19 protein-coding genes are annotated in these 20,975 nt (G+C 66.5%); 14 read left to right on the top strand and 5 right to left on the bottom strand.

Annotated features, from left to right (window positions below):
* Positions 1-3: 3 nt before the first annotated feature.
* Positions 4-1,113 (bottom strand): DNA topoisomerase IB, encoded by a 1,110-nt coding sequence (locus PWS46_RS21580; protein ID WP_434623401.1) that lies wholly within the window; start codon positions 1,111-1,113, stop codon positions 4-6.
* A 129-nt stretch (positions 1,114-1,242) separates the two neighbouring features.
* On the opposite strand from PWS46_RS21580, the gene PWS46_RS21575 reads away from it, so the two are divergent.
* A complete protein-coding gene (locus tag PWS46_RS21575) occupies positions 1,243-1,572 on the top strand; it encodes a hypothetical protein (RefSeq protein WP_434623400.1) in 330 nt (109 codons plus the stop codon).
* Positions 1,573-1,601: 29 nt separating this feature from the next.
* Here the strand turns inward: PWS46_RS21575 and hemF are convergent, their stop codons facing one another.
* Entirely contained in the window at positions 1,602-2,477 is an 876-nt protein-coding gene (gene hemF, locus PWS46_RS21570) for an oxygen-dependent coproporphyrinogen oxidase (RefSeq protein WP_434623399.1), read from the bottom strand.
* Positions 2,474-2,956, bottom strand: a complete 483-nt coding sequence (locus PWS46_RS21565) for a tRNA (cytidine(34)-2'-O)-methyltransferase (RefSeq protein WP_434623527.1) — start codon at positions 2,954-2,956, stop codon at positions 2,474-2,476. The genes hemF and PWS46_RS21565 overlap by 4 nt, the downstream gene beginning before the upstream one ends.
* A 272-nt stretch (positions 2,957-3,228) precedes the next feature.
* Between PWS46_RS21565 and petA the strand changes: the two genes are divergently transcribed.
* The 4 genes from petA to PWS46_RS21545 all read left to right on the top strand — a co-directional run bounded on the left by petA (position 3,229) and on the right by PWS46_RS21545 (position 6,520).
* Positions 3,229-3,798: a ubiquinol-cytochrome c reductase iron-sulfur subunit gene (gene petA / locus PWS46_RS21560; RefSeq protein ID WP_434623398.1), complete on the top strand. Its 570-nt coding sequence runs from the start codon at positions 3,229-3,231 to the stop codon at positions 3,796-3,798.
* Positions 3,799-3,826: 28 nt separating this feature from the next.
* Positions 3,827-5,095 carry a cytochrome b gene (locus tag PWS46_RS21555; protein WP_434623397.1) on the top strand — a complete coding sequence of 423 codons (1,269 nt, stop codon included), beginning with the start codon at positions 3,827-3,829 and terminating at the stop codon, positions 5,093-5,095.
* The gene (locus PWS46_RS21550; protein WP_434623396.1) at positions 5,095-5,856 is read left to right on the top strand and encodes a cytochrome c1; all 762 of its coding nucleotides are present in this window, start codon (positions 5,095-5,097) and stop codon (positions 5,854-5,856) included. The genes PWS46_RS21555 and PWS46_RS21550 overlap by 1 nt, the downstream gene beginning before the upstream one ends.
* Before the next feature lie 112 nt (positions 5,857-5,968).
* Complete coding sequence (locus PWS46_RS21545; RefSeq protein ID WP_434623395.1) at positions 5,969-6,520, top strand: DUF924 family protein; 552 nt, start codon at positions 5,969-5,971, stop codon at positions 6,518-6,520.
* 7 nt (positions 6,521-6,527) lie between these two features.
* On the opposite strand, the gene PWS46_RS21540 is transcribed toward PWS46_RS21545, so the two are convergent.
* The gene (locus PWS46_RS21540) at positions 6,528-7,406 is read right to left on the bottom strand and encodes a response regulator (protein WP_434623394.1); all 879 of its coding nucleotides are present in this window, start codon (positions 7,404-7,406) and stop codon (positions 6,528-6,530) included.
* A gap of 202 nt (positions 7,407-7,608) precedes the next feature.
* Between PWS46_RS21540 and PWS46_RS21535 the strand changes: the two genes are divergently transcribed.
* Positions 7,609-9,039 (top strand): diguanylate cyclase, encoded by a 1,431-nt coding sequence (locus PWS46_RS21535; protein WP_434623393.1) that lies wholly within the window; start codon positions 7,609-7,611, stop codon positions 9,037-9,039.
* Here PWS46_RS21535 and PWS46_RS21530 read toward each other — a convergent pair.
* Entirely contained in the window at positions 9,011-10,471 is a 1,461-nt protein-coding gene (locus tag PWS46_RS21530; RefSeq protein ID WP_434623392.1) for a helix-turn-helix domain-containing protein, read from the bottom strand. The two genes, PWS46_RS21535 and PWS46_RS21530, sit on opposite strands and share 29 nt — an antisense overlap.
* 231 nt (positions 10,472-10,702) lie before the next feature.
* Between PWS46_RS21530 and PWS46_RS21525 the strand changes: the two genes are divergently transcribed.
* The 8 genes from PWS46_RS21525 to cydB all read left to right on the top strand — a co-directional run bounded on the left by PWS46_RS21525 (position 10,703) and on the right by cydB (position 20,946).
* Positions 10,703-12,235 (top strand): acyl-CoA carboxylase subunit beta, encoded by a 1,533-nt coding sequence (locus PWS46_RS21525; protein WP_085086043.1) that lies wholly within the window; start codon positions 10,703-10,705, stop codon positions 12,233-12,235.
* Between the two features lie 11 nt (positions 12,236-12,246).
* Positions 12,247-14,247: an acetyl-CoA carboxylase biotin carboxylase subunit gene (locus tag PWS46_RS21520; RefSeq protein WP_434623391.1), complete on the top strand. Its 2,001-nt coding sequence runs from the start codon at positions 12,247-12,249 to the stop codon at positions 14,245-14,247.
* A 145-nt stretch (positions 14,248-14,392) separates the two neighbouring features.
* Positions 14,393-16,546: a methylmalonyl-CoA mutase gene (gene scpA, locus PWS46_RS21515; protein ID WP_434623390.1), complete on the top strand. Its 2,154-nt coding sequence runs from the start codon at positions 14,393-14,395 to the stop codon at positions 16,544-16,546.
* Positions 16,547-16,611: 65 nt separating this feature from the next.
* Positions 16,612-16,725: a type II toxin-antitoxin system CcdA family antitoxin gene (locus PWS46_RS21510; protein ID WP_434623389.1), complete on the top strand. Its 114-nt coding sequence runs from the start codon at positions 16,612-16,614 to the stop codon at positions 16,723-16,725.
* A gap of 201 nt (positions 16,726-16,926) precedes the next feature.
* Positions 16,927-17,619, top strand: a complete 693-nt coding sequence (locus PWS46_RS21505) for a DUF2161 domain-containing phosphodiesterase (RefSeq protein WP_434623388.1) — start codon at positions 16,927-16,929, stop codon at positions 17,617-17,619.
* Positions 17,620-17,703: 84 nt separating this feature from the next.
* The gene (locus PWS46_RS21500) at positions 17,704-18,330 is read left to right on the top strand and encodes a MarC family protein (protein WP_434623387.1); all 627 of its coding nucleotides are present in this window, start codon (positions 17,704-17,706) and stop codon (positions 18,328-18,330) included.
* Positions 18,331-18,523: 193 nt separating this feature from the next.
* Positions 18,524-19,921 (top strand): cytochrome ubiquinol oxidase subunit I, encoded by a 1,398-nt coding sequence (locus PWS46_RS21495; RefSeq protein WP_434623386.1) that lies wholly within the window; start codon positions 18,524-18,526, stop codon positions 19,919-19,921.
* A gap of 5 nt (positions 19,922-19,926) precedes the next feature.
* The gene (gene cydB / locus PWS46_RS21490; protein WP_434623385.1) at positions 19,927-20,946 is read left to right on the top strand and encodes a cytochrome d ubiquinol oxidase subunit II; all 1,020 of its coding nucleotides are present in this window, start codon (positions 19,927-19,929) and stop codon (positions 20,944-20,946) included.
* Positions 20,947-20,975 lie beyond the last annotated feature (29 nt).

Genomic DNA, 20,975 nt, shown 5'->3' with positions numbered 1-20,975 from the left:
CCCCTACCGCTTCTCCCGCGCCCGCGCCGCCGTCTCCCGCTCCAGCCTTTCGCGCAGGAAGGCCAGCACCGCGGCCTCCTCACCACTCAGCCCCGCCAGCTCGTCGCGCAGTTCCGCCTCCACCTCGCGCTTCAGCGACTCCAGCAGGGCGCCTTCCAGATAGGCGTCCAGCACCTCGGGGTGGACGTAGCTCTTGCGGCAGACGCTGGGGGTGTTGCCCAGCCGGGTGGCGACCTGCTCGATGGCGCGGGTGACGTTGCGCTTGGCGGCGCTGGCGTTGTCGAAGCTCTCGAACTCGCGCAACGCCATCGCGGCCAACACGGTGCCGGCCCAGGTGCGGAAGTCCTTGGCGGTGAAATCGGCGCCGGTGGCCTCGCGCAGATAGGCGTTGACGTCGCCGGAGGTCACCGCGTGGCGCTGGCCGTCGCGGTCGAGATACTGGAACAGCTCGTCGCCCGGCACGTCGCGGCAGGCGGCGACGACGCGCGCCAGCCGGCGGTCGCGCAGCGCGACGTTCCATTCCTTGCCCGACTTGCCCTTGAAGGAGAAGCGGACCTCCGCCCCGTCGATCTCGGTGTGGCCGTCGCGCAGGGTGGTCAGGCCATAGCTCTTGTTCTCGCGGGCATAGCTCTCGTTGCCGACGCGGATCAGCGTGGTCTCCAGCAGCCGGACCACGGCGGCCAGCACCTTCTCCCGCGGCAGACCGCGGCGGCCGAGGTCGGCGTTCACCCGCTCGCGCAGAGGCGGCAGGGCGCGGCAGAAATCCAGCATGCGGCCGAACTTGGTGCCCTCGCGCAGCTCGGTCCAGCGGCGGTGGTAGCGGTACTGCTTGCGCCCCTTGGCGTCGCGGCCGGTCGCCTGAAGATGGCCGTCGGGATCGGGGCAGATCCAGACGTCGCGGTAGGCTGGCGGGATCGCCAGCTTGCGGATGCGCGCCAGCGTGTCCTCCTCCGTCACCTGCGCCCCGTCGGGCCGGAGAAAGCGGAAGCCCTTGCCGCAGCGCCGACGCCGGATGCCGGGCATCTCGTCGGAGCTGTAGGTCAGCCCGGCGCAGGCGGCTTCCTGCTCGGGCGAGGATGTGTCCGCGTCGGACGGGGGGATGGTGCTGTCCATAGCGCCTTCAACGGCCGGCGCGGTATTTGGTTGCCGCCACCCCCTTTGGAGAGGGTTTCTTCGCAGTTGCAAAAATCCTATCCTGGCGCAGCCAGACCCCGGCCAGAAAAACGAACGGAGCGCTTGAGCATGGACCGCAAGCCGGACGAGACGACGCTGACCGCCCATCTGCCGAACCTGGAAATCCAGATCCGCCACCGCGAGGCTGGTGAGGATGGGGCGGAGGTGATCGCCATCCAGTTTCGCGCCACCCCGTCCTTCGACGCGGTCGCAAAGCTGCTCGCCCCCAGTCTGATGGCCCCGCTGCTGCTGGCCGGCCCTGTCGGCGGGAAGCCGGGCGCCGACCCGATGGCGGCGGCGGCGGGCATGGCCGAGCTGTGGATGGCGCCGATGCGGCTGTGGGGCGAGATGGTGCGGCAGGCCTGGGCGCCCTGGCTGCAGATGGGCCAACGCCGTTAGGTCCGGGTCGCCCGGTCCGGGCCGTCAGGTCACGGCCACTTGACCTCGGGCGGCAGGCTCATCAGGATCGCCTCGGTGTTGCCGCCGGTCTTCAGGCCGAAGGTGGTGCCGCGGTCGTAGAGCAGGTTGAACTCCACATACCGGCCGCGGCGGACCAGCTGGTTCTCGCGCTGCTCGGCGGTCCAGGGCCGGTTCATGTGGCGGCGGACCAGGGCCGCGTAGGTGTCGAGGAAGGCGGTGCCGACATCGCGGGTGAAGGCGAAGTCGGCCTCCCAGTCGCCCGACTCGAGATTGTCGAAGAAGATGCCGCCGACGCCGCGCGCCTCGTCCCGGTGGGGCAGGTAGAAATAGCGGTCGCACCACTCCTTGTAGCGCGGGTAATAGTCCGGGTCGTGGCGGTCGCAGGCGGCGCGCAGGCCGGCATGGAAGTCGGCGGTGTCCCGGTCGTCCGGAATCATCGGCGTCAGGTCGGCGCCGCCGCCGAACCAGCCCTTGGTCGTCACGATGTGTCGGGTGTTCATGTGCGTCGCCGGCACCAGCGGCGAGCGCATGTGCGCCACCAGACTGATTCCCGCCGCCCAGAACTCGCCGGTTTCGGCCGCGCCGGGGATGTTGGCGCGGAATTCCGGGCTGAAGGTGCCGTGGACGGTCGAGATGTTGACCCCGACCTTCTCGAACACCCGGCCCTTCATCACCGACATGGTGCCGCCGCCGCCTTCGCCTCCTCCATGGTCGGGGCGGGCCCAGCTCTTGCGCTCGAACCGGCCGGCGGGCAGGTCGGCGTGGGTGCCGGTCAGCTCGTCCTCCAGCGTTTCGAAGGCGGCGCAGATGCGGTCGCGCAGCTCCTGGAACCAGGCGGCGGCGCGGGCCTTGCGGTCTTCGATGATGCTGGGGTCGGCTGTCATGGCGTGTCCGGCTGTGCGGGTGAAGGCTGCAGACCTGCTGCGGCGGTCTGCCGCAAGGCCTCACCCAACACCATCGCCGCGCTGACCGCAACGTTCAAGGAGCGGGCGGGCGGCACCATCGGAATCACCAGACGGGCGTCGGCGGCGTCATGCACCTCGTCCGGCACGCCGGCGCTCTCGCGGCCGACCAGGATGCGGTCGCCGGGGGCGAAGCGGAAGTCGGTGTAGGGGATCGCCGCCCGCGTGGTCAGCAGCACCAGCCGCCCGGCTTGCGGCGCCGCACGGTACGCGGACCACGAGCTGTGCCGGACCCAGTCGAGATGGTCGAGATAATCCATCCCGGCGCGTCGCAACCGGCGGTCATCCAGCACGAAGCCGCAGGGCTCGATCAGGTCGAGCGCCACACCGAGCCCCGCTGCGAGTCGCATCAGGGTGCCCGCGTTCTGCGGAATGTCGGGTTCGAACAGCACAAGGCGCAACGCGGGCCTTGCTTCGAAGTGTTTGTTTTGCATACAAATGTTCTTGCCCTTCGCACACGCGACAAATTGTCCCCCGGCCAAGGACTTTTCAAGATGTCGACGCGACGGTATACCGCAGGTCTGAAGCTGGAGATACCCACTCCGGACGGACGCGGCATGCCTGAGGGTTTTCCTTCCGGCGGGCGGGCTAACCGCGTCTTGCAGTATTACGGTCCATCGGTCGTCCGGCGCGGGCAAAGGGCGTCGGGCATGCCTTGAGGAGAAACAGGCTTATGGCTCAGACCACGCATCCGCCCGGGACGGGTGGCCACGCGGCCTCCGGCGGCGAGGGGGGTTCCCGCCGCGATTTTCTGTATCTTGCCACCGGTGCGGTCGGCGTCGTCGGCGCGGCTTCGGCCGCCTGGCCCTTCATCGACAGCCTGAACCCGGCGGCCGACACCCTGGCGCTCGCCTCCATCGACGTCGATCTGGCCCCCGTGGCCGTCGGCCAGGCGATCACGGTCACCTGGCGCGGAAAGCCTGTCTTTGTCCGCCACCGCACCGCCGAAGAGATCGAGTCCGCCAAGGACGTCAATCTGAACGACCTGCGCGACCCGGTTGCCGATTCCGCCCGTGTGAAGAAGCCGGAATGGCTGATCGTCATCGGCATCTGCACGCATCTGGGCTGTGTGCCGCTCGGACAGAAGGTCACCGATCCGCGCGGCGACTATGGCGGGTGGTTCTGCCCCTGCCACGGCTCGCACTACGACACCGCTGGGCGCATCCGCAAGGGCCCGGCCCCCGCCAACCTTGTCCTTCCGACGTACGCCTTCACCGGCGATACCAAGATCCGGCTCGGTTAAGCGGCCCAACGGTTCTGGAGACCCCGAGATGGCTCAGGTTCAAGCCACCAAGTTCAAGAATCCGGTCGTGAACTGGATCGACAGCCGCCTGCCGATCTTCACGATGCTGGATCACGAGTACAACCATTACCCGATGCCGCGGAACGTCAACTATCTGTGGGCGTTCGGTGCGATTGCCGGCATCATGCTGGTCATCATGATCGCCACGGGCCTGTTCCTGGCGATGCAGTACTCGTCGCACACCTCGCTGGCCTTCAATTCGGTCGAGCGCATCATGCGCGACGTGAATTACGGCTGGCTGCTTCGCTATGTCCACGCCAACGGCGCGTCGATGTTCTTCATCGCCGTCTACATCCACATGTTCCGCGGCATGTATTACGGCTCCTACAAGGCGCCGCGCGAGATCCTGTGGATCCTGGGCGTCATCATCTTCCTCGTCATGATGGGCACCGCCTTCATGGGCTACGTGCTGCCCTGGGGCCAGATGAGCTTCTGGGGCGCCACCGTCATCACGAACCTGTTCTCGGCCTTCCCGATCGTCGGCGATCCGATCGTCACGCTGCTGTGGGGCGGTTTCTCGGTCGACAACCCGACGCTGAACCGCTTCTTCGCGCTGCATTTCCTGCTGCCCTTCGTCCTGCTGGGTCTGGTGATCCTGCACACGGCGGCGCTGCACGTCTGCGGTTCGAACAACCCGCTCGGCATCGAGCCGAAGGGCCCGCAGGACACCGTGCCGTTCAACCCCTACGTGACGCTCAAGGACGGCTTCGCCGTGGTGATCTTCCTGATCATCTACGCGGTGTTCGTGTTCTTCATGCCGAACTACATGGGCCATCCGGACAACTACATTCCGGCCAACCCGCTGGTGACCCCGGCGCACATCGTGCCGGAATGGTACTTCCTGCCCTTCTACGCCATGCTGCGCGCGATCCCGGACAAGCTGGGCGGCGTGCTGGCGATGTTCGGTTCGATCGCGCTGCTGGCCTTCCTGCCGTGGCTCGACCGTTCCAAGGTCCGCAGCTGCAAGTTCCGCCCGGTCTACCGCCAGTTCTTCTGGATCCTGGCGATCGACGCCCTGATCCTGGGCTATGCCGGTTCGCAGCCGGCCGAAGGCTCCTGGCTGCTGATCGCGCGCATCGGCACCGCCTACTACTTCTTCCACTTCCTGATCCTGCTGCCGTTGCTGGGCAAGCTGGAGCGTACGCCCCCGCTTCCCACCAGCATCTCCGAGTCCGTTCTGAAGGGCGGGGGTGGCATCGCCGCCGGCGCCCATGCCAAGCCGATGGAGAAGGCCTGATGCGCGCGTTGAAGACTGCAATCCTCTCGGCGGCGCTGGCACTCGGCATCGCCGGGGCCGCGCAGGCCTCCGAGGGCGTGCACATCCCCAAGCAGAGCTGGCCGCATTCCGGCATCTTCGGCACCATCGACAAGGCGGCGGCGCAGCGCGGCTTCCAGATCTACAAGGAAGTCTGCTCGGCCTGCCACTCGATGCATCTGGTGCCGATCCGCACGCTGGCCGGCATCGGCTTCAAGGAAGACGAGCTGAAGGCGCTCGCCGCCGGCTATGAGGTGCAGGCCGGCCCGAACGACGCCGGCGAGATGTTCATGCGTCCGGCCACCCCGGCCGACCATTTCCCGTCGCCGTTCCCCAACGACCAGGCCGCCCGCGTGGCGAACAACGGCGCGCTGCCGCCGGACCTGTCGCTGATGGCGAAGGCCCGCGTCGGTGGCGAGGATTACATCTACGCCTTCCTGACCGGCTTCGAGGAGCCGCCGCCCGGCGTCCATATCATGGACGGCATGAACTACAACAAGGTGTTCCCGGGCCATCAGGTCGGCATGCCGAACATCCTGCAGCCCGACGGCGTCACCTACGCCGACGGCACCAAGGCCACGGTGGAGCAGGAGGCGCACGACGTGGCGACCTTCCTGACCTTCGTCGCCGAACCGCACCTGGATGCCCGCAAGCAGATGGGCGTCAAGGTCATCCTGTTCCTGCTGGTGCTGGCCGGCCTGATGTATGCCGCCAAGCGCAAGCTGTGGAGCACGCTGCACTGAGCCCGACGGTTCGGTGAGGCGATTTGAGACCTGGACAGGGCGCCCCGTTGGGCGCCCTGTTCCATTTGGGGGTACAGGTCTTCGGGCGACAGACGCGGGGGTGGAGAAGACAATGGTGGACAGTCTGATCGACGAGATCGTCGATTTCTGGTTCGACGAGGCGATGAAGCCCTACTGGTTCCGCAAATCGGCCAGCTTCGACCGTGCGGTCGCCGATACGCTTGGGCCGCACTACGAGGCGGCGGCGCGCGGCGCGTACGATCATTGGATGGAGGATGTCGACGGCTGCATCGCGCTGTGCGTGCTGCTGGATCAGGTGCCGCGCAACATGTTCCGCGACGCCCCGCGCGCATTCGCCACCGACGACAAGGCGCGGGCGGTCAGCGACCATGCAGTCGCCAACGGCTTCGATCTGGAATGCACGACCGACGAGCGGATTTTCCTCTACCTGCCCTTCGAGCATCACGAGGACATGGGCAGCCAGGACCGCTCCGTCGCCCTGTTCACCGAGCGGGTCGGCGACGAGACGACGGTGCGCTATGCCCGGCGGCACCGCGAGATCATCCAGCGGTTCGGCCGCTTCCCCCACCGCAATGCGATTCTCGGCCGTCCAAGCACGCCGGAAGAGGAGGCCTTCCTGAAGGAACCGGGCTCGTCCTTTTAAAGTCTCCTCAGACCGGCTGCGGCGCCAGCCACCGTTCCAGGGCGCCCAGCAGATCGGCACGCCGGACCGGTTTGGTCAGATAGTCGTTCATCCCGGCGGACAGGCAGCGGATGCGGTCTTCCGGCTGGGCGTTGGCGGTGACCGCGATGATCGGAATGCGGCCCCGTTCGTCGCCCAGCCGGCGGATGGTGGTGGTCGCCGTCACTCCGTCCATGTCGGGCATGGCGACGTCCATCAGCACCGCCTCTGGCGGAACCGGCGCCTGGGCGACGGCCTCCACCGCTTCCGCGCCGCCATTGGCGGTTTCGACCGAGAATCCGGCCTTCGCGAGCAGCCCGGCGACCACCATCCGGTTGGTGGCGCTGTCGTCCACCACCAGCAGCCGGCCGCCGCGCGCGCGCGCCCAACTCATCAACCGTTCGGCGTCGGTGGTGCGGGAGGGCAGGGCGACCGGCATGTCCAGCACCGCCCGCCGCATCCCGTCGGCATGGTGTTCCACCGTCATCTGGGCGCCCAGCGCCGCCAGCAGGCGGCGGGCGAGTTCCTGGCAGAAGCCGGTCTCGCCATGGCTGTCGAAGCGTCCGCTCAGCTCTGTCCGCAGGGTCACACGCTCCTCCCCCGCAGGCAGGGCCGACAGGCGGATGTCCAGCCGGCCGGGGCCGGAGCTGGCGATGGCGCTGGCAGCCAGCGCATTGCACAGCGCACCCGCTGTTTCCGCATCGCCCACCAGCCGCGGCGGCATGCCGTTCAGCACGCTCACGTCCAGAGTGACGCCGCGTCCCTGGGCCAGGGCCGCAGTCGATACCGACAGCATGCGGGCCAATGCCTCGGGAGCGAAGGCTGTCCCCCGCCGGTTGGGGGCGTGATGCAGATTGTCACCGTCCATGACCCGCCATTGGCAAAATGCGAAGCAGCTTGCAGCGATCGGGTCGGAAAACGACCGAGGTCAGCGCTCCGGCCGATCTTGCGATCAATTCTCAGCAAGTTGCGGGCCAGCGGCGCATCATTTCTCAAGCTCTGCTCCACGAAGCGCGTTATCCTGCCGCGATATACCTGGGTAGGCAGGCCGACGCCGGAGAAATGGCTCTATGGCAGAATCGATGTCCGGGCGACCATTGGGCCGGCTGCGGCACCTTCTCGCGGCACTTGCGGTTCCGGTACAACTGCTGGCCGGTGCGGCGGCACATGCCGGTGAGGCGATCCCCTATTGCACCGATCCGGATTGGCCGCCCTACGAATCGATCACCGCCGACGGAAAGCACCAGGGAATCGCCGCAGACCTGCTGGCCCTGGTTTCGGAGCGCTCCGGGGTGGACCTGCGTGTCCTGCCGACCCGTGATTGGGAGGAAAGCATCGCGGCGGCGCGCGATGGGCGTTGCCGCTTCCTCAGCTTTCTGAACCGGACGCCGACGCGCGAGGAGTGGCTGGCCTTCACGGAACCGCTGTTCGTCGATCCCAATGTGCTGGTGACGCGGGAGGATCACGACTATGTCGCCGAACTCGCCGGCGTCAGCGGCGAGACGATGGTGCTTCCCAAGGGTACGTCGATCGAAGAGAGGGTGCGGCGCGATTTCCCCAACCTGCGCATCGTCCTGGTCGACAGCGAGGCCGACGCATTTGCCATGGTGTCCCGTGGCAAGGCCGACATGACGCTGCGATCGCTGACGGTCGCCGTCTATACCATCAAGACGGCCGGCTGGTTCAACCTGAAGGTTGCGGGCCATCTGCCGGGCTATGAGAATCTGCTGCGGATCGGCGTGCGCCGGGACGAGCCGGACCTGCTGGCGGCCCTCGACCGCGGGGTCCGGACGATCTCGGCCGCTGAGCGGACCGCCATTGCCAACCGCCATGTCGCCATTCAGGTCCAGTCGCCGCTCGACCGCTGGACATTGGCGAAACTGCTGGTGATTCCGGCGGTGGTCGTTCTGACGAGCCTGTTCTGGATCGTCAAGCTGATGCGGGTGAACGAGCGGCTGCGGGTGCAGTCGCGCACCGACGTATTGACCGGCCTTGCCAACCGCAGCCACTTGAACGAAATCTGCCGTTCGGAAATGGAGCGGGCCGTGCGCTACGGCAGGCCGATGTCGATCATCCTCATCGATCTGGACCATTTCAAGCAGGTCAACGACCGCTACGGCCATGTCTTCGGCGATCAGGTTCTGGTCGAATTCGCGGGACTGGCCCGCGACACGCTGAGGTCGACCGATACGGTCGGCCGGTGGGGTGGCGAGGAATTCCTGATTCTCTGCCCTGAGACCAGCCTGGACGCAGCCTTTGTGCTTGCGGAGCGGTTGCGGCGAACCATGCGCGCGTACTGCTTTCCCAATGGCCACCGGCAGACCGGCAGTTTCGGCGTCGCGGGTTTTAGGGACGGCGACAGCATCGACCGCCTGCTGATCCGGGCCGACAATGCGCTTTACCGGGCCAAGGACGAAGGTCGCGACCGTGTCGTTCTCGAAGATGGCGATGCGGCCCTGGGCGGTGCGGAGATCAGCCGGACCGTGTGTCCGGCGGATTGAACAGGTAGGGCACGAAGCTGCGGTGATGCTCGTTCACCCGCAATTCGCTGCCGATCGGCGGGAAGGCGCGCTGCTGGCAGTCGGTGCGCTCGCACAGGCGGCAGTTCACGCCGATCGGCACCGCCGCCTTCATGTCGGCGATGTCGATGCCCGCCGCATAGACCAGTTCGGGCGCGTGGCTGGCCTCGCAGCCCAGCCCGACGGCGAACTGTCGGGACGGCTTCAGATAGGCGCCGCCGCGCTTGGTCACCGTGCGGGCGATGCTGATATAGGCGGTGCGGTCGGGCATCTGGGCGAACTGCACCAGGATCTTGCCGGGCTGGGCGAAGGCCTCGTGCACGTTCCACAGCGGGCAGGCGCCGCCGAAGCGGGCGAAATGGAAGCGTGTGGCGGAATGCCGCTTGGTGATGTTGCCTGCCATGTCGACCCGGACGAAATAGAAGGGCAGGCCGCGCGCCCCCGGCCGCTGCAGGGTGGACAGCCGGTGGCAGACCTGCTCGAAACTGGCGGAGAAGCGGCTTTGCAGTTGCTCCACATCGTGGCGCAATGCGCGGGCTTGCGCGGCGAAGGCCCTGTAGGGCAGAACCAGCGCGCCGGCGAAGTAATTGGCGAGCCCGACCCGGCAGATCGACCGCGCGTCCTCGCTGGAGAATTTCGCCTGATCCACCAGCTCGTCGATCTGCTCGCCGAATTCCAGCAGGGCGATCTGGTTCGCCATGTGGAAGGCGCGGCTGGAACTGGTCAGCAGGGCCGACAGCCGCAGCGTCCCGGTGGTGGCGTCATAGCTGCGCATCGCGGTTTCGCCCGCCTCGTCGGCGACGATCTTCACCCGCACGTCGTGGCGGCGCTTCAGATAGGCCGCAAGTTCGTTCAGCAGCGAGCCGGAATGGATCTTCTCAGCATCCCACAGCCGTTCCGCCGCCTCGTCCAGCGGGCCGATGTAATTGTTGCAGTAGTGGAAATAGTCCCTCACCTCTTCGTACGGAAATTGTGGTCCGGCGAAGCTGTCGCCCTCCTGGCTGCTGGGTTCGCGGTTGGACAGGCTGTCTGCCAGCGACTGCACCCGCTCATGAAGCTTCTGATAGGCCTGATGCAGGCTGAGCACCCGGCGGGCCAGTTCCGGACTGGAGCCGACGACGCTGCGCAATTCGCCCGCGGTCAGCGGCGCGCCGGCGAACAGCGGGTCGGCCAGCGCCTCGCGCAGGTCGGAGACCAGCCGGCTGTCCTCATCCTCCAGGAAGGCGGACAACTCCAGCTCGAAGGTGGCGGCGATCCGCATCAGCACCGGCAGGGTCAGCGGGCGCTGGTTGTTCTCCAACTGGTTGAGATAGCTGGGCGAAAGCTCCAGAGTCTTGGCCAGGGAGGCCTGGGTCAGGCCGCGCTGTTCGCGCAGGCGGCGCAGCTTGTAGCCAAGGAATAGCTTCTTTTGCATGCGTATAAATTCCCGCCCTGGCGACGGCCTTGGAAACCGGCCGTTCTTCGCAATCTTAGCAACGGCAAAGCCGCATTTGCAAAGGGCTTCGCAACTTCGCACGTTTTTGCGAAGAGGCTGTTTGAAGCGCTGCGAAGTTTGTGAATAATCCGCGGCGTTCCGGTGAATGATTGCGTCGCTTGCCGCCGGAGCGGGGACCGTCACTGCGACGCCAAGGATTGGAAACGCCCGATGCAAGACATTCTGGCCAAGTTGGAGTCCAAGCGCGCCGCGGCGCGGCTGGGCGGCGGTGAGAAGCGCATCGCCGGCCAGCACGCCAAAGGCAAGCTGACCGCGCGCGAGCGGATCGACCTGTTCCTCGACGAAGGATCGTTCGAGGAGTTCGACATGTTCGTCGAACATCGCTGCATCGACTTCGGCATGGAAAACCAGAAGGTTCCGGGCGACGGCGTGGTGACCGGCCACGGCACCGTCAACGGCCGCCTCGTCTTCGTCTTCAGCCAGGACTTCACGGTCTTCGGCGGCGCGCTGTCGGAAGCGCATGCCGAGAAGATCTGCAAGATCATGGACCAAGCGCTGAAGGTCGGCGCGCCGGTCATCGGCCTGAACGATTCGGGCGGCGCCCGCATTCAGGAAGGCGTCGCCTCGCTGGGCGGCTATGCCGAGGTGTTCCAGCGCAACGTCGATGCCTCGGGCGTCATCCCGCAGATTTCCCTCATCATGGGGCCGTGCGCCGGCGGTGCGGTGTACTCGCCGGCTATGACCGACTTCATCTTCATGGTGAAGGACAGCTCCTACATGTTCGTCACCGGCCCCGACGTGGTGAAGACCGTTACCCACGAGGTCGTGACTGCGGAAGAGCTGGGCGGCGCCGTCACCCACTCCACCAAGTCTGGCGTGGCCGATCTGGCTTTCGAGAACGATGTCGAGGCGCTGCTGCAGCTGCGCCGCTTCGTCGATTTCCTGCCGTCGTCAAACCGCGAGAAGGCACCGGTCCGTCCCTGCGCCGATCCGTTGGACCGCGAGGACTTCTCGCTCGACACGCTGGTGCCGGAGAACCCGAACAAGCCCTACGACATGAAGGAGCTGATCCTCAAGATCGTGGACGAGGGCGATTTCTTCGAGCTGCAGCCGGAATACGCCAAGAACATCATCATCGGCTTTGCCCGCATGAACGGCTCCACGGTCGGCATCGTCGCCAACCAGCCGATGGTGCTCGCCGGCTGCCTCGACATCGACAGCTCCAAGAAGGCCGCCCGCTTCGTGCGCTTCTGCGACGCCTTCGAAATCCCGATCCTGACCCTGGTCGACGTCCCCGGCTTCATGCCCGGCACGTCGCAGGAATATGGCGGCATCATCAAGCACGGCGCCAAGCTGCTGTACGCGTACGCCGAGGCCACGGTGCCGAAGGTGACCGTCATCACCCGCAAGGCGTACGGCGGCGCATACGACGTGATGTCGTCCAAGCATCTGCGCGGCGACGTCAACTATGCGTGGCCGTCGGCCGAAATCGCGGTGATGGGCGCCAAGGGCGCGGTGGAGATCATCTTCCGCAGCGACATCGGCGACGCCGAGAAGATCGAGGCGCGTACGGAAGAGTACAAGCAGAAGTTCGCCAATCCCTTCGTCGCCGCGTCGCGCGGTTACATCGACGACGTCATCATGCCGCACGGAACCCGCCGCCGCATCACGAAGGCGCTGTCCATGCTGAAGAACAAGCAGCTCCAGAACCCCTGGCGCAAGCACGACAACATTCCGCTGTGAGGGCCGGCAGCATGTTCGAGAAGATCCTCATCGCCAATCGTGGCGAGATCGCCTGCCGCGTCATTCGCACGGCACGCCGCATGGGCATCAAGACCGTCGCGGTCTATTCCGACGCCGACAAGAACGCCCTGCATGTCGAGATGGCCGACGAGGCCGTCCATATCGGCGCCGCCCCGTCGGCCCAGAGCTATCTGCTGGTCGACCGCATCGTCGAGGCCTGCAAGAAGACCGGCGCCCAGGCCGTTCATCCCGGCTACGGCTTCCTGTCGGAGAAGCGAGAGTTCCAGGAGGCGCTGGCGGCTGCCGGCATCGCCTTCATCGGTCCGGACGCCCACGCCATCCAGGCGATGGGCGACAAGATCGAGTCCAAGAAGCTGGCCAAGGAAGCCGGCGTGTCGACCGTCCCCGGCTATCTCGGCGTCATCGCCGATGACAGCGAGGCGGTGACCATCGCCCGCGACATCGGCTATCCGGTGATGATCAAGGCGTCGGCCGGCGGCGGCGGCAAGGGCATGCGCGTGGCCTGGAACGACGAGGAGGCGCGCGAAGGCTTCCGCTCGGCCCAGAACGAGGCGCGCTCCAGCTTCGCCGACGACCGCGTCTTCGTCGAAAAGTACATCCAGCAGCCGCGCCACATCGAAATCCAGGTTCTGGCCGACGGGCAGGGCACCTGCCTGTATCTCGGCGAGCGTGAATGCTCGATCCAGCGCCGCCACCAGAAGGTGATCGAGGAGGCGCCGTCGCCGTTCCTCGACGCCGCCACCCGCAAGGCGATGGGCGAGCAGGCGGTGGCTCTGGCCAACGCGGTGCAGTACAAGTCGGCCGGCACGGTGGAGTTCATCGTCGACGCCGAGCGCAACTTCTACTTCCTGGAGATGAACACCCGCCTTCAGGTGGAGCATCCGGTCACCGAGTTGATCACCGGCCTCGACCTTGTCGAGCAAATGATCCGCGTCGCCTATGGTGAGAAGCTGACGATCACCCAGGACGACGTGAAGCTGACCGGCTGGGCGGTCGAGGCGCGTGTCTATGCCGAGGATCCCTTCCGCAACTTCCTGCCTTCCACCGGCCGCCTGACCCATTACCAGCCGCCGGCCGCCGATCCGCATGTCCGCGTCGACACCGGCGTGTTCGAGGGCGGCGAGATCTCGATGTACTACGATCCGATGATCGCCAAGCTCTGCACCTGGGGATCGACGCGCGACGCGGCGATCGCCGGCATGCGCGAGGCGCTGGACCAGTATTACATCCGCGGCGTCAGCCACAACATCCCGTTCCTGGCCTCGCTGATGGCGAACCAGCGCTTCGTCGATGGGCGGCTGACCACCAACTTCATCGCCGAGGAATATCCGAACGGCTTCCACGCCTCCGACCTGCCGCCGGAAGACCCGGCCGTGCTGATCGCGGTGGCGGCGGTGATCCACCGCAGCCTGAACGACCGCGATATCCAGATCTCCGGCAAGATGCCCGGCAGCAAGGTGACGGTGCGCGACGACTGGGTGGTGGTGCTGGACGGCACCCAGCATCCGGTCCATCTGCACCCGGCCGACGGCAGCCCGCAGCGGATCGGCTATACCGTCGACATCGACGGCAAGCACCACACGGTGTGGAGCGACTGGCAGATCGGCGAGCCGCTGTTCCGCGGCACGGTGAACGGCCAGCACGTCTGCGTCCAGGTCGACCGCGTCGGCGTCGGCTATCGCCTGCACCACAGCGGGTCGCAGGCCATCGTCAAGGTTCTGACCCCGAAGGCGGCCAAGCTGGACGCGCTGATGCCGGTCAAGGCGCCGCCGGACATGTCGAAGTTCCTGCTGTCGCCGATGCCGGGCCTGCTGGTGTCGCTGGCGGTGTCGGAAGGCCAGGAGGTCAAGGCCGGCGAGGTGCTGGCCGTGGTCGAGGCCATGAAGATGGAAAACATTCTGCGCGCCGCGCAGGACGGGACGGTCGCGAAAATCCACGCAGCCCCGGGCAGCAGCCTGGCGGTCGATCAGAAGATCGTGGAATTCGCGTAACCGTATAATAAGAAGAACAGTACCGAGAGGAAGCGTACCTCCTTGCCCCTCTTCCAACGGTCCATGTGACCGTTGGAAGAGGGTGCATCGGGAGGAAACGCACTGATACCCTACCAGCGCCATAAGAAGCCATCAGGAGGCGTCGATGACCGAGTTCCCGAAGAAGACCCTTGCCGATTGGGACAAGCTGGCCGCCAAGGATCTCGGCGCCGACGGCGACCTTTCCAAGCTGGTTTGGAAGACCCCGGAAGGTCTGGACGTCAAGGCGCTCTACACCGCCGCGGACCTCGAAGGGATGGAGCTGGACACGCTGCCCGGCTTCCCGCCCTTCACCCGCGGCCCGCGCGCCACGATGTACGCGGTTAAGCCCTGGACCATCCGGCAATATGCCGGCTTCTCCACGGCGGAGGAGTCGAACGCCTTCTACAAGGCCAACCTCAAGGCCGGCCAGATGGGCCTGTCGGTGGCCTTCGACCTCGCCACCCACCGCGGCTATGACAGCGACCATCCCCGCGTCGTCGGCGACGTCGGCAAGGCCGGCGTGGCCATCGACAGCGTCGAGGACATGAAGGTGCTCTTCGCCGACATCCCGCTCGACAAGATGTCGGTGTCGATGACAATGAACGGCGCGGTGCTGCCGATCCTGGCCGGCTACATCGTCGCGGCGGAGGAGCAGGGCGTTTCCCAGGACAAGCTGAGCGGGACCATCCAGAACGACATCCTCAAGGAGTTCATGGTCCGCAACACCTACATCTACCCGCCCGAACCCTCGATGCGGATCATCGCCGACATCATCGAGTACACCTCCCAGCACATGCCGAAGTTCAACTCGATCTCGATCTCCGGCTACCACATGCAGGAGGCAGGCGCCACGGCGGTGCAGGAGCTGGCCTTCACCATCGCCGATGGCCTCGAATATGTGCGGGCGGCGATGTCCAAGGGGCTGCCGGTCGACAAGTTCGCGCCGCGACTGTCCTTCTTCTTCTCCATCGGCATGAATTTCTTCATGGAGATCGCCAAGCTGCGCGCCGCGCGCCTGCTGTGGTCCTCGCTGATGCAGGAGAAGTTCCAGCCGAAGGATGCCCGCTCGCTGGCGCTGCGCACCCACTGCCAGACCTCCGGCGTCTCGCTGACCGAGCAGGACCCCTACAACAACGTCATTCGCACCACCATCGAGGCGATGGCCGCGGTGCTGGGCGGCACCCAGTCGCTGCACACCAACGCCTTCGACGAGGCGCTGGGCCTGCCGACGAAGTTCTCGGCCCGCATCGCCCGCAACACCCAGCTGATCATCGCCGAGGAAGCCGGCGTCACCAAGGTGGTCGATCCGCTCGGCGGCTCCTACTACATCGAGCATCTGACCCACAGCCTCGCCAACGCCGCGCTTGAACTGATCGGCCGCGTCGAGGAGATGGGCGGCATGACCAAGGCGGTCGAGAGCGGCATGCCCAAGCTGCTGATCGAGGAGGCCGCCGCCCGCCGTCAGGCCGCCATCGACCGTGGCGAGGAGGTGATCGTCGGCGTCAACAAGTACCGTCCGGAGAACCCCGAGGGGGTGGACGTGCTGGACATCGACAACACCGCCGTCCGCGAGGCGCAGATCGCCCGGCTGAAGCAGATCCGCGCCAGCCGCGACGAGGCCAAGTGCCAGGAGGCGTTGGCAGCATTGACCAAGGCCGCCGCCGAGAAGACCGGCAACCTGCTGGCCCTGTCGGTCGAGGCCACCCGCGCCCGCGCCACCGTCGGCGAGATCTCCGACGCGCTGGAGAAGGCCTTCACCCGCCATGTCGCCGTCATCCGCTCGGTGTCGGGCGTCTACGGCTCCGCCTATGAGGGCGACGAGGGCTTCAAGCGCATTCAGGAGGAGGTGGCGTCCTTCGCCGCCGACGAAGGCCGCCGGCCGCGCATCCTGGTGGTGAAGATGGGCCAGGACGGCCACGACCGCGGCGCCAAGGTGATCGCCACCAGCTTCGCCGACATCGGCTTCGACGTCGACATCGGCCCGCTGTTCCAGACCCCCGACGAGGCGGCGCGGCAGGCGGTGGAGAACGACGTCCACGTCATCGGCGTGTCGTCCCAGGCCGCCGGCCACAAGACGCTGGTGCCGCAACTGATCGAGGAATTGCGCAAACAGGGCGCCGGCGACATCCTGGTGGTGTGCGGCGGCGTGATCCCGCCGCAGGACTACGACTTCCTCTACAAGGCGGGCGCCGCGGCGATCTACGGTCCGGGCACCAACATCCCGAAGGCGGCGTCCGACATCCTGGGCATCCTGCGCAAGCAGAAGGCGGCGGCGTGATGTCGTCCGAAGATCGGTATGGCTCTTCGGCTTCGGAGACTTGCGCATCCCGCAAGCGAGCGCGTATGACCGAAGCCGAGAAGCAACGCTGGGCTGAGGAAAACCGTGAAGCCTTCAAGGCTTACGATGAGTGGGTCGATAAGTACGGCCTTTTCGGTGACGGTAAGCGCCTGTTCTAATCTCCCTCTCCCCCCCGGGGAGAGGGTCGGGGTGAGGGGGATCCGCTGCCAGGATCCTTCTAGCATCGCGCAGCCCCTCACCCGGCTGCTGCGCAGCCACCCTCTCCCGCAAGCGGGCGAGGGTCCGCCCCCCTCACCCGACCGGCGGTGCCGGCCGACCTCTCCCCGGGGGGGAGAGGCGGATTCGCAGGGCTGCGACTTTTGACCGTCACCGCCGAAACCGAGCTCTACGCACCCGTGAAGGCGTTCCTCGAAGCCCAGGGCTATGACGTGAAGGCGGAGATCCATGGCTGCGATCTCGTCGCCACGCGCGGCGCCGAGCCGCCGGTGATCGTCGAATTGAAGAAGCGCTTCACGCTCGACCTCGTGCTGCAGGGGGTGGACCGGCTGGCGATCAGCGACAGCGTCTATCTGGCCGTGCCGCAACCGGGACGCAAGGCCACCGGGCCGTCTCCGCTGGACAGTGACGTGAAGAAGCTCTGCCGTCGGCTGGGTCTCGGGCTGCTGATGGTCGATCCGGGGCTGGCGGAGAGCCACCACGTCACCGTGCTGCTCGACCCCGTCCCCTATACCCCGCGCAAGGACAAGAAGCGCGCCAACCGCCTGCTGGGCGAGCACGCCCGCCGGGTCGGCGATCCCAACCGGGGCGGCTCCACCCGCGTCGCCATCGTCACCGCCTATCGCCAGGACGCTCTGCGCATCGCCCGCATGCTGCGCGACGGGCCGCTGACCGTCGCAGCCCTGCGCAAGGCGGGAGCGCCGAAGGATGTCGGGGCGATGCTCCTGCGCAATGTCTATGGCTGGTTCGAGCGTGTCGGGCGCGGCACCTATGCGCTGACCCCGGCCGGCGTGCAGGGGGTGGAGGCGTTCGCCCACGCACTGGCCGAGAATTGAAATCCGGCCGAGGGGTGACACCCCGCGCCGCCAAGCCTATGATTGGTTCACCCAATCCACAGTTCCATCAGGCTGGAGCCCGCTTTGTCGGACTACATCAGCAATCTCGTCGTCTTTTTCGTCGTCGTCGATCCGCCGGGGCTGGTGCCGCTGTTCATCGCGCTGACCCGCGGCTTCGACGACCGTCACAAACGCATCATCGCGCTGCGCGGCAATGCCATCGCCTTCGTGGTGCTGGTCTTCTTCGCCTATTTCGGCAAGGTCGTGCTGCAGACCCTGTCGATCGAGATGCCGGCCTTCCGCATCGCCGGCGGGGCGCTGCTGTTCTGGATCGCCTTCGAGATGCTGTTCGCCAAGCGCTCCGAGCGCAAGGAACGCGACACCGGCGAGGCGATGACCGACGAGGACGCGCACGACATCGCCGTCTTCCCGCTGGCGGTGCCGTTGATCGCCGGGCCGGGCGCCATCACCTCCATCCTGCTGCTGATGGACCGTGTCGGCACCACCGTGGGCGGCCAGATCAGCGTCCTGGGCGCGGCGGCGACGGTGATCGGCGGGGTGACGCTGATCCTGCTGGGCGCCGACCGGGTCGGCCGGCTGCTGGGCCGGACGGTGATCCACACGGTCAGCCGAGTTCTGGGCATCGTACTTGCCGCATTGGCCGCGCAGACGGTGATTTCCGGCATCACCGCGGTTTATCCACCCCACTGACCAAACCGTCCAAAGGGGCAGTGCGCGCCGCAAAGCGCATCCTTGCTACCGCTTTACGCGGTCCGGCTTAAGCCCGAAAGACTAGTCCCCTTTCCGGTCCAATCACGCACCCTACATGGGGTCTTGCCACAGCCGCGCCGGGTTCCGCCCGGCGTAAGGCTTTCCACGCGCCCAAACAAAAGAGGCGGCGGCCATGGACCTCGATCCATTGATCCTGTCGCGAATCCAGTTCGCGTTCACGATCTCCTTCCACATCCTGTTCCCCAGCTTCACCGTGGGACTTGCCTGCTGGATCGCGCTGTTGGAGGCGCTGTGGGTGGGCACCGGCAAGGGCATCTATCGCAGCCTGTCGGAGTTCTGGACGCGGATCTTCGCGCTGTCCTTCGGCCTGGGCGTGGTGTCGGGCATCGTCATGTCCTATCAGTTCGGCACCAACTGGAGCCGCTGGTCCGACACCGTGGGCAACGTGCTGGGCCCGCTGATCCAGTACGAGGTGGTGACCGCCTTCTTCCTGGAGGCCGCCTTCCTCGGCATCCTGCTGTTCGGGCGCGACCGCGTGCCGCGCGGCATCCATCTGATGGCGGCCTGTCTGGTGGCGCTGGGCACGCTGCTGTCGTCCTTCTGGATTCTGTCTGCCAACAGCTGGATGCACACCCCTGCGGGGTTCGAGATCCGGGACGGCCGTTACTTCGTCACCGACTGGTGGCAGGTGGTGTTCAACCCGTCCTTCCCCTATCGCCTCGCCCATATGGTGACGGCGATGTTCCTGACCACCAGCTTCGTCGTCGCCGGGATCAGTGCCTTCTACCTGCTGAAGCGCCGGCATCTCGACCATGCGAAGCTTGGGCTCGGCATGGCGCTGGCCCTCATCACCGTTCTGGCGCCCCTGCAGATCTTCCTCGGCGACGAGCATGGGCTGAACACGCTGAAATACCAGCCGGCCAAGATCGCCGCGATGGAAGGCAATTGGGAGGGTGGCCCGCGCGCGCCACTGGTGCTGTTCGCCATTCCCGACGTGGAGAAGGAGACCAATCATCTGGAGGTCGGCATTCCCGCCCTGTCCAGCCTGATCCTGACCCACGACTTCAACGGCACGGTTCCCGGTCTGAAGCAATTCCCGGCCGACGAGCGGCCCGATCCGCGCATCATCTTCTGGACCTTCCGCCTGATGGTCGGCATCGGCCTGCTGATGCTGGCGGTGGCGGCGGTTCATCTGGTGCTGCGCTTCCGCGGCCGGCTGTTCACCACCGACTGGTTCCTGCGCGTGCTGGTCGGCTGCATGCCCATCGGCTTCGTCGCCATCCTGGCCGGCTGGTTCACCACCGAGATCGGGCGCCAGCCCTGGGCCGTCTACGGCCATCTCCGCACGGCCGACGCCGTCACGCCCTCGCTGACGACGGAGGCGGCGCTGATCTCGCTGCTGTCCTTCGTCGTCGCCTACACGCTCATCTACGGCGCCGGCACCTATTACCTGATCCGCCTGCTGCGCACCGGCCCGACGCACATCCACGACGCCCCCCAGCCTCCGGAGGCGCAGAGCCCGAAACGGCCGCTGTCGGCCGCCGACCAGTCCATCGAAGCCGCGGAGTAAGCCCCATGCAGGAAATAGCGGAAGGAAGCCTGCTGACCCTGATCTGGGTCGGGATCGTCGGCTTCGCGGTGTTCATGTATGTGCTGATGGACGGCTTCGACCTCGGCATCGGCATCCTCTATCCCTTCGCCCCGACGGAGGAGGACCGCGACACCATGATGAACACGGTGGCGCCGGTCTGGGACTTCAACGAGACCTGGCTGGTGCTGGGCGGAGCGGGGCTGTTCGCGGCCTTTCCCATCGCCTATGCCGTGGTTCTGCCGGCGATGTATCTGCCGCTGCTGGTCATGCTGATCGCGCTGATCTTCCGCGGCGTCGCCTTCGAGTTCCGCTTCAAGGCGCGGGCGGGGCGCCATTGGTGGAACCGCTCCTTCTTTCTCGGTTCGCTGCTGGCGACCTTCGCCCAGGGCGTCGTGCTGGGGGCCTTCATCCAGGGGATTCCGGTCTACGGGCGGCAGTTCGTCGGCGGCATGCTGCACTGGCTGTCGCCCTTCAGCCTGTTCTGCGGGGTGGCGCTGGTTGTGGGCTATGCGCTCTTGGGGGCGACATGGCTGATCTGGCGGACCATCGGGCCGTTGCAGGACTGGTGCTTCCGCATGGCGCGGATGCTGATGCTGGTGGTGCTGGCCGGCGTGGCGGTGGTCAGCCTGTGGACACCCTTCCTGCTGCCGCAGATCGCCGAGCGCTGGTTCTCCATGCCCAACCTGATCCTCCTGTCGCCGGTGCCCATCGTCACGGCGGTGCTGGCCGTCGCCCTGTGGCGGGCCATCGACAGAAGCCGGGACGTGGCGCCCTTCGTGCTGTCGATGGCGCTGTTCGCGCTGTCCTATCTCGGCCTCGCCATCAGCCTGTGGCCGAACCTGATCCCGCCGGGCGTCACCGTGTGGGAGGCGGCGGCCCCGCCGGAGACGCAGGTGTTCCTGCTGGTCGGCATGGCCTTCCTGATCCCGGCGATCCTCGGCTACACCGCCTATTCCTACTGGATCTTCCGCGGAAAGGTGACGGGCGCCTTCGGTTACCATTGAGCGGACGGGGCGCCCCGGCCTAAAAGGGG

It is taken from the genome of Azospirillum sp. B2RO_4 (genome assembly GCF_051124815.1).
In the GTDB taxonomy this organism is placed as follows: domain Bacteria; phylum Pseudomonadota; class Alphaproteobacteria; order Azospirillales; family Azospirillaceae; genus Azospirillum.
The sequence above is the reverse complement of the archived record's forward strand: the minus strand, read 5'-3'. Positions and strand labels throughout refer to the sequence as shown.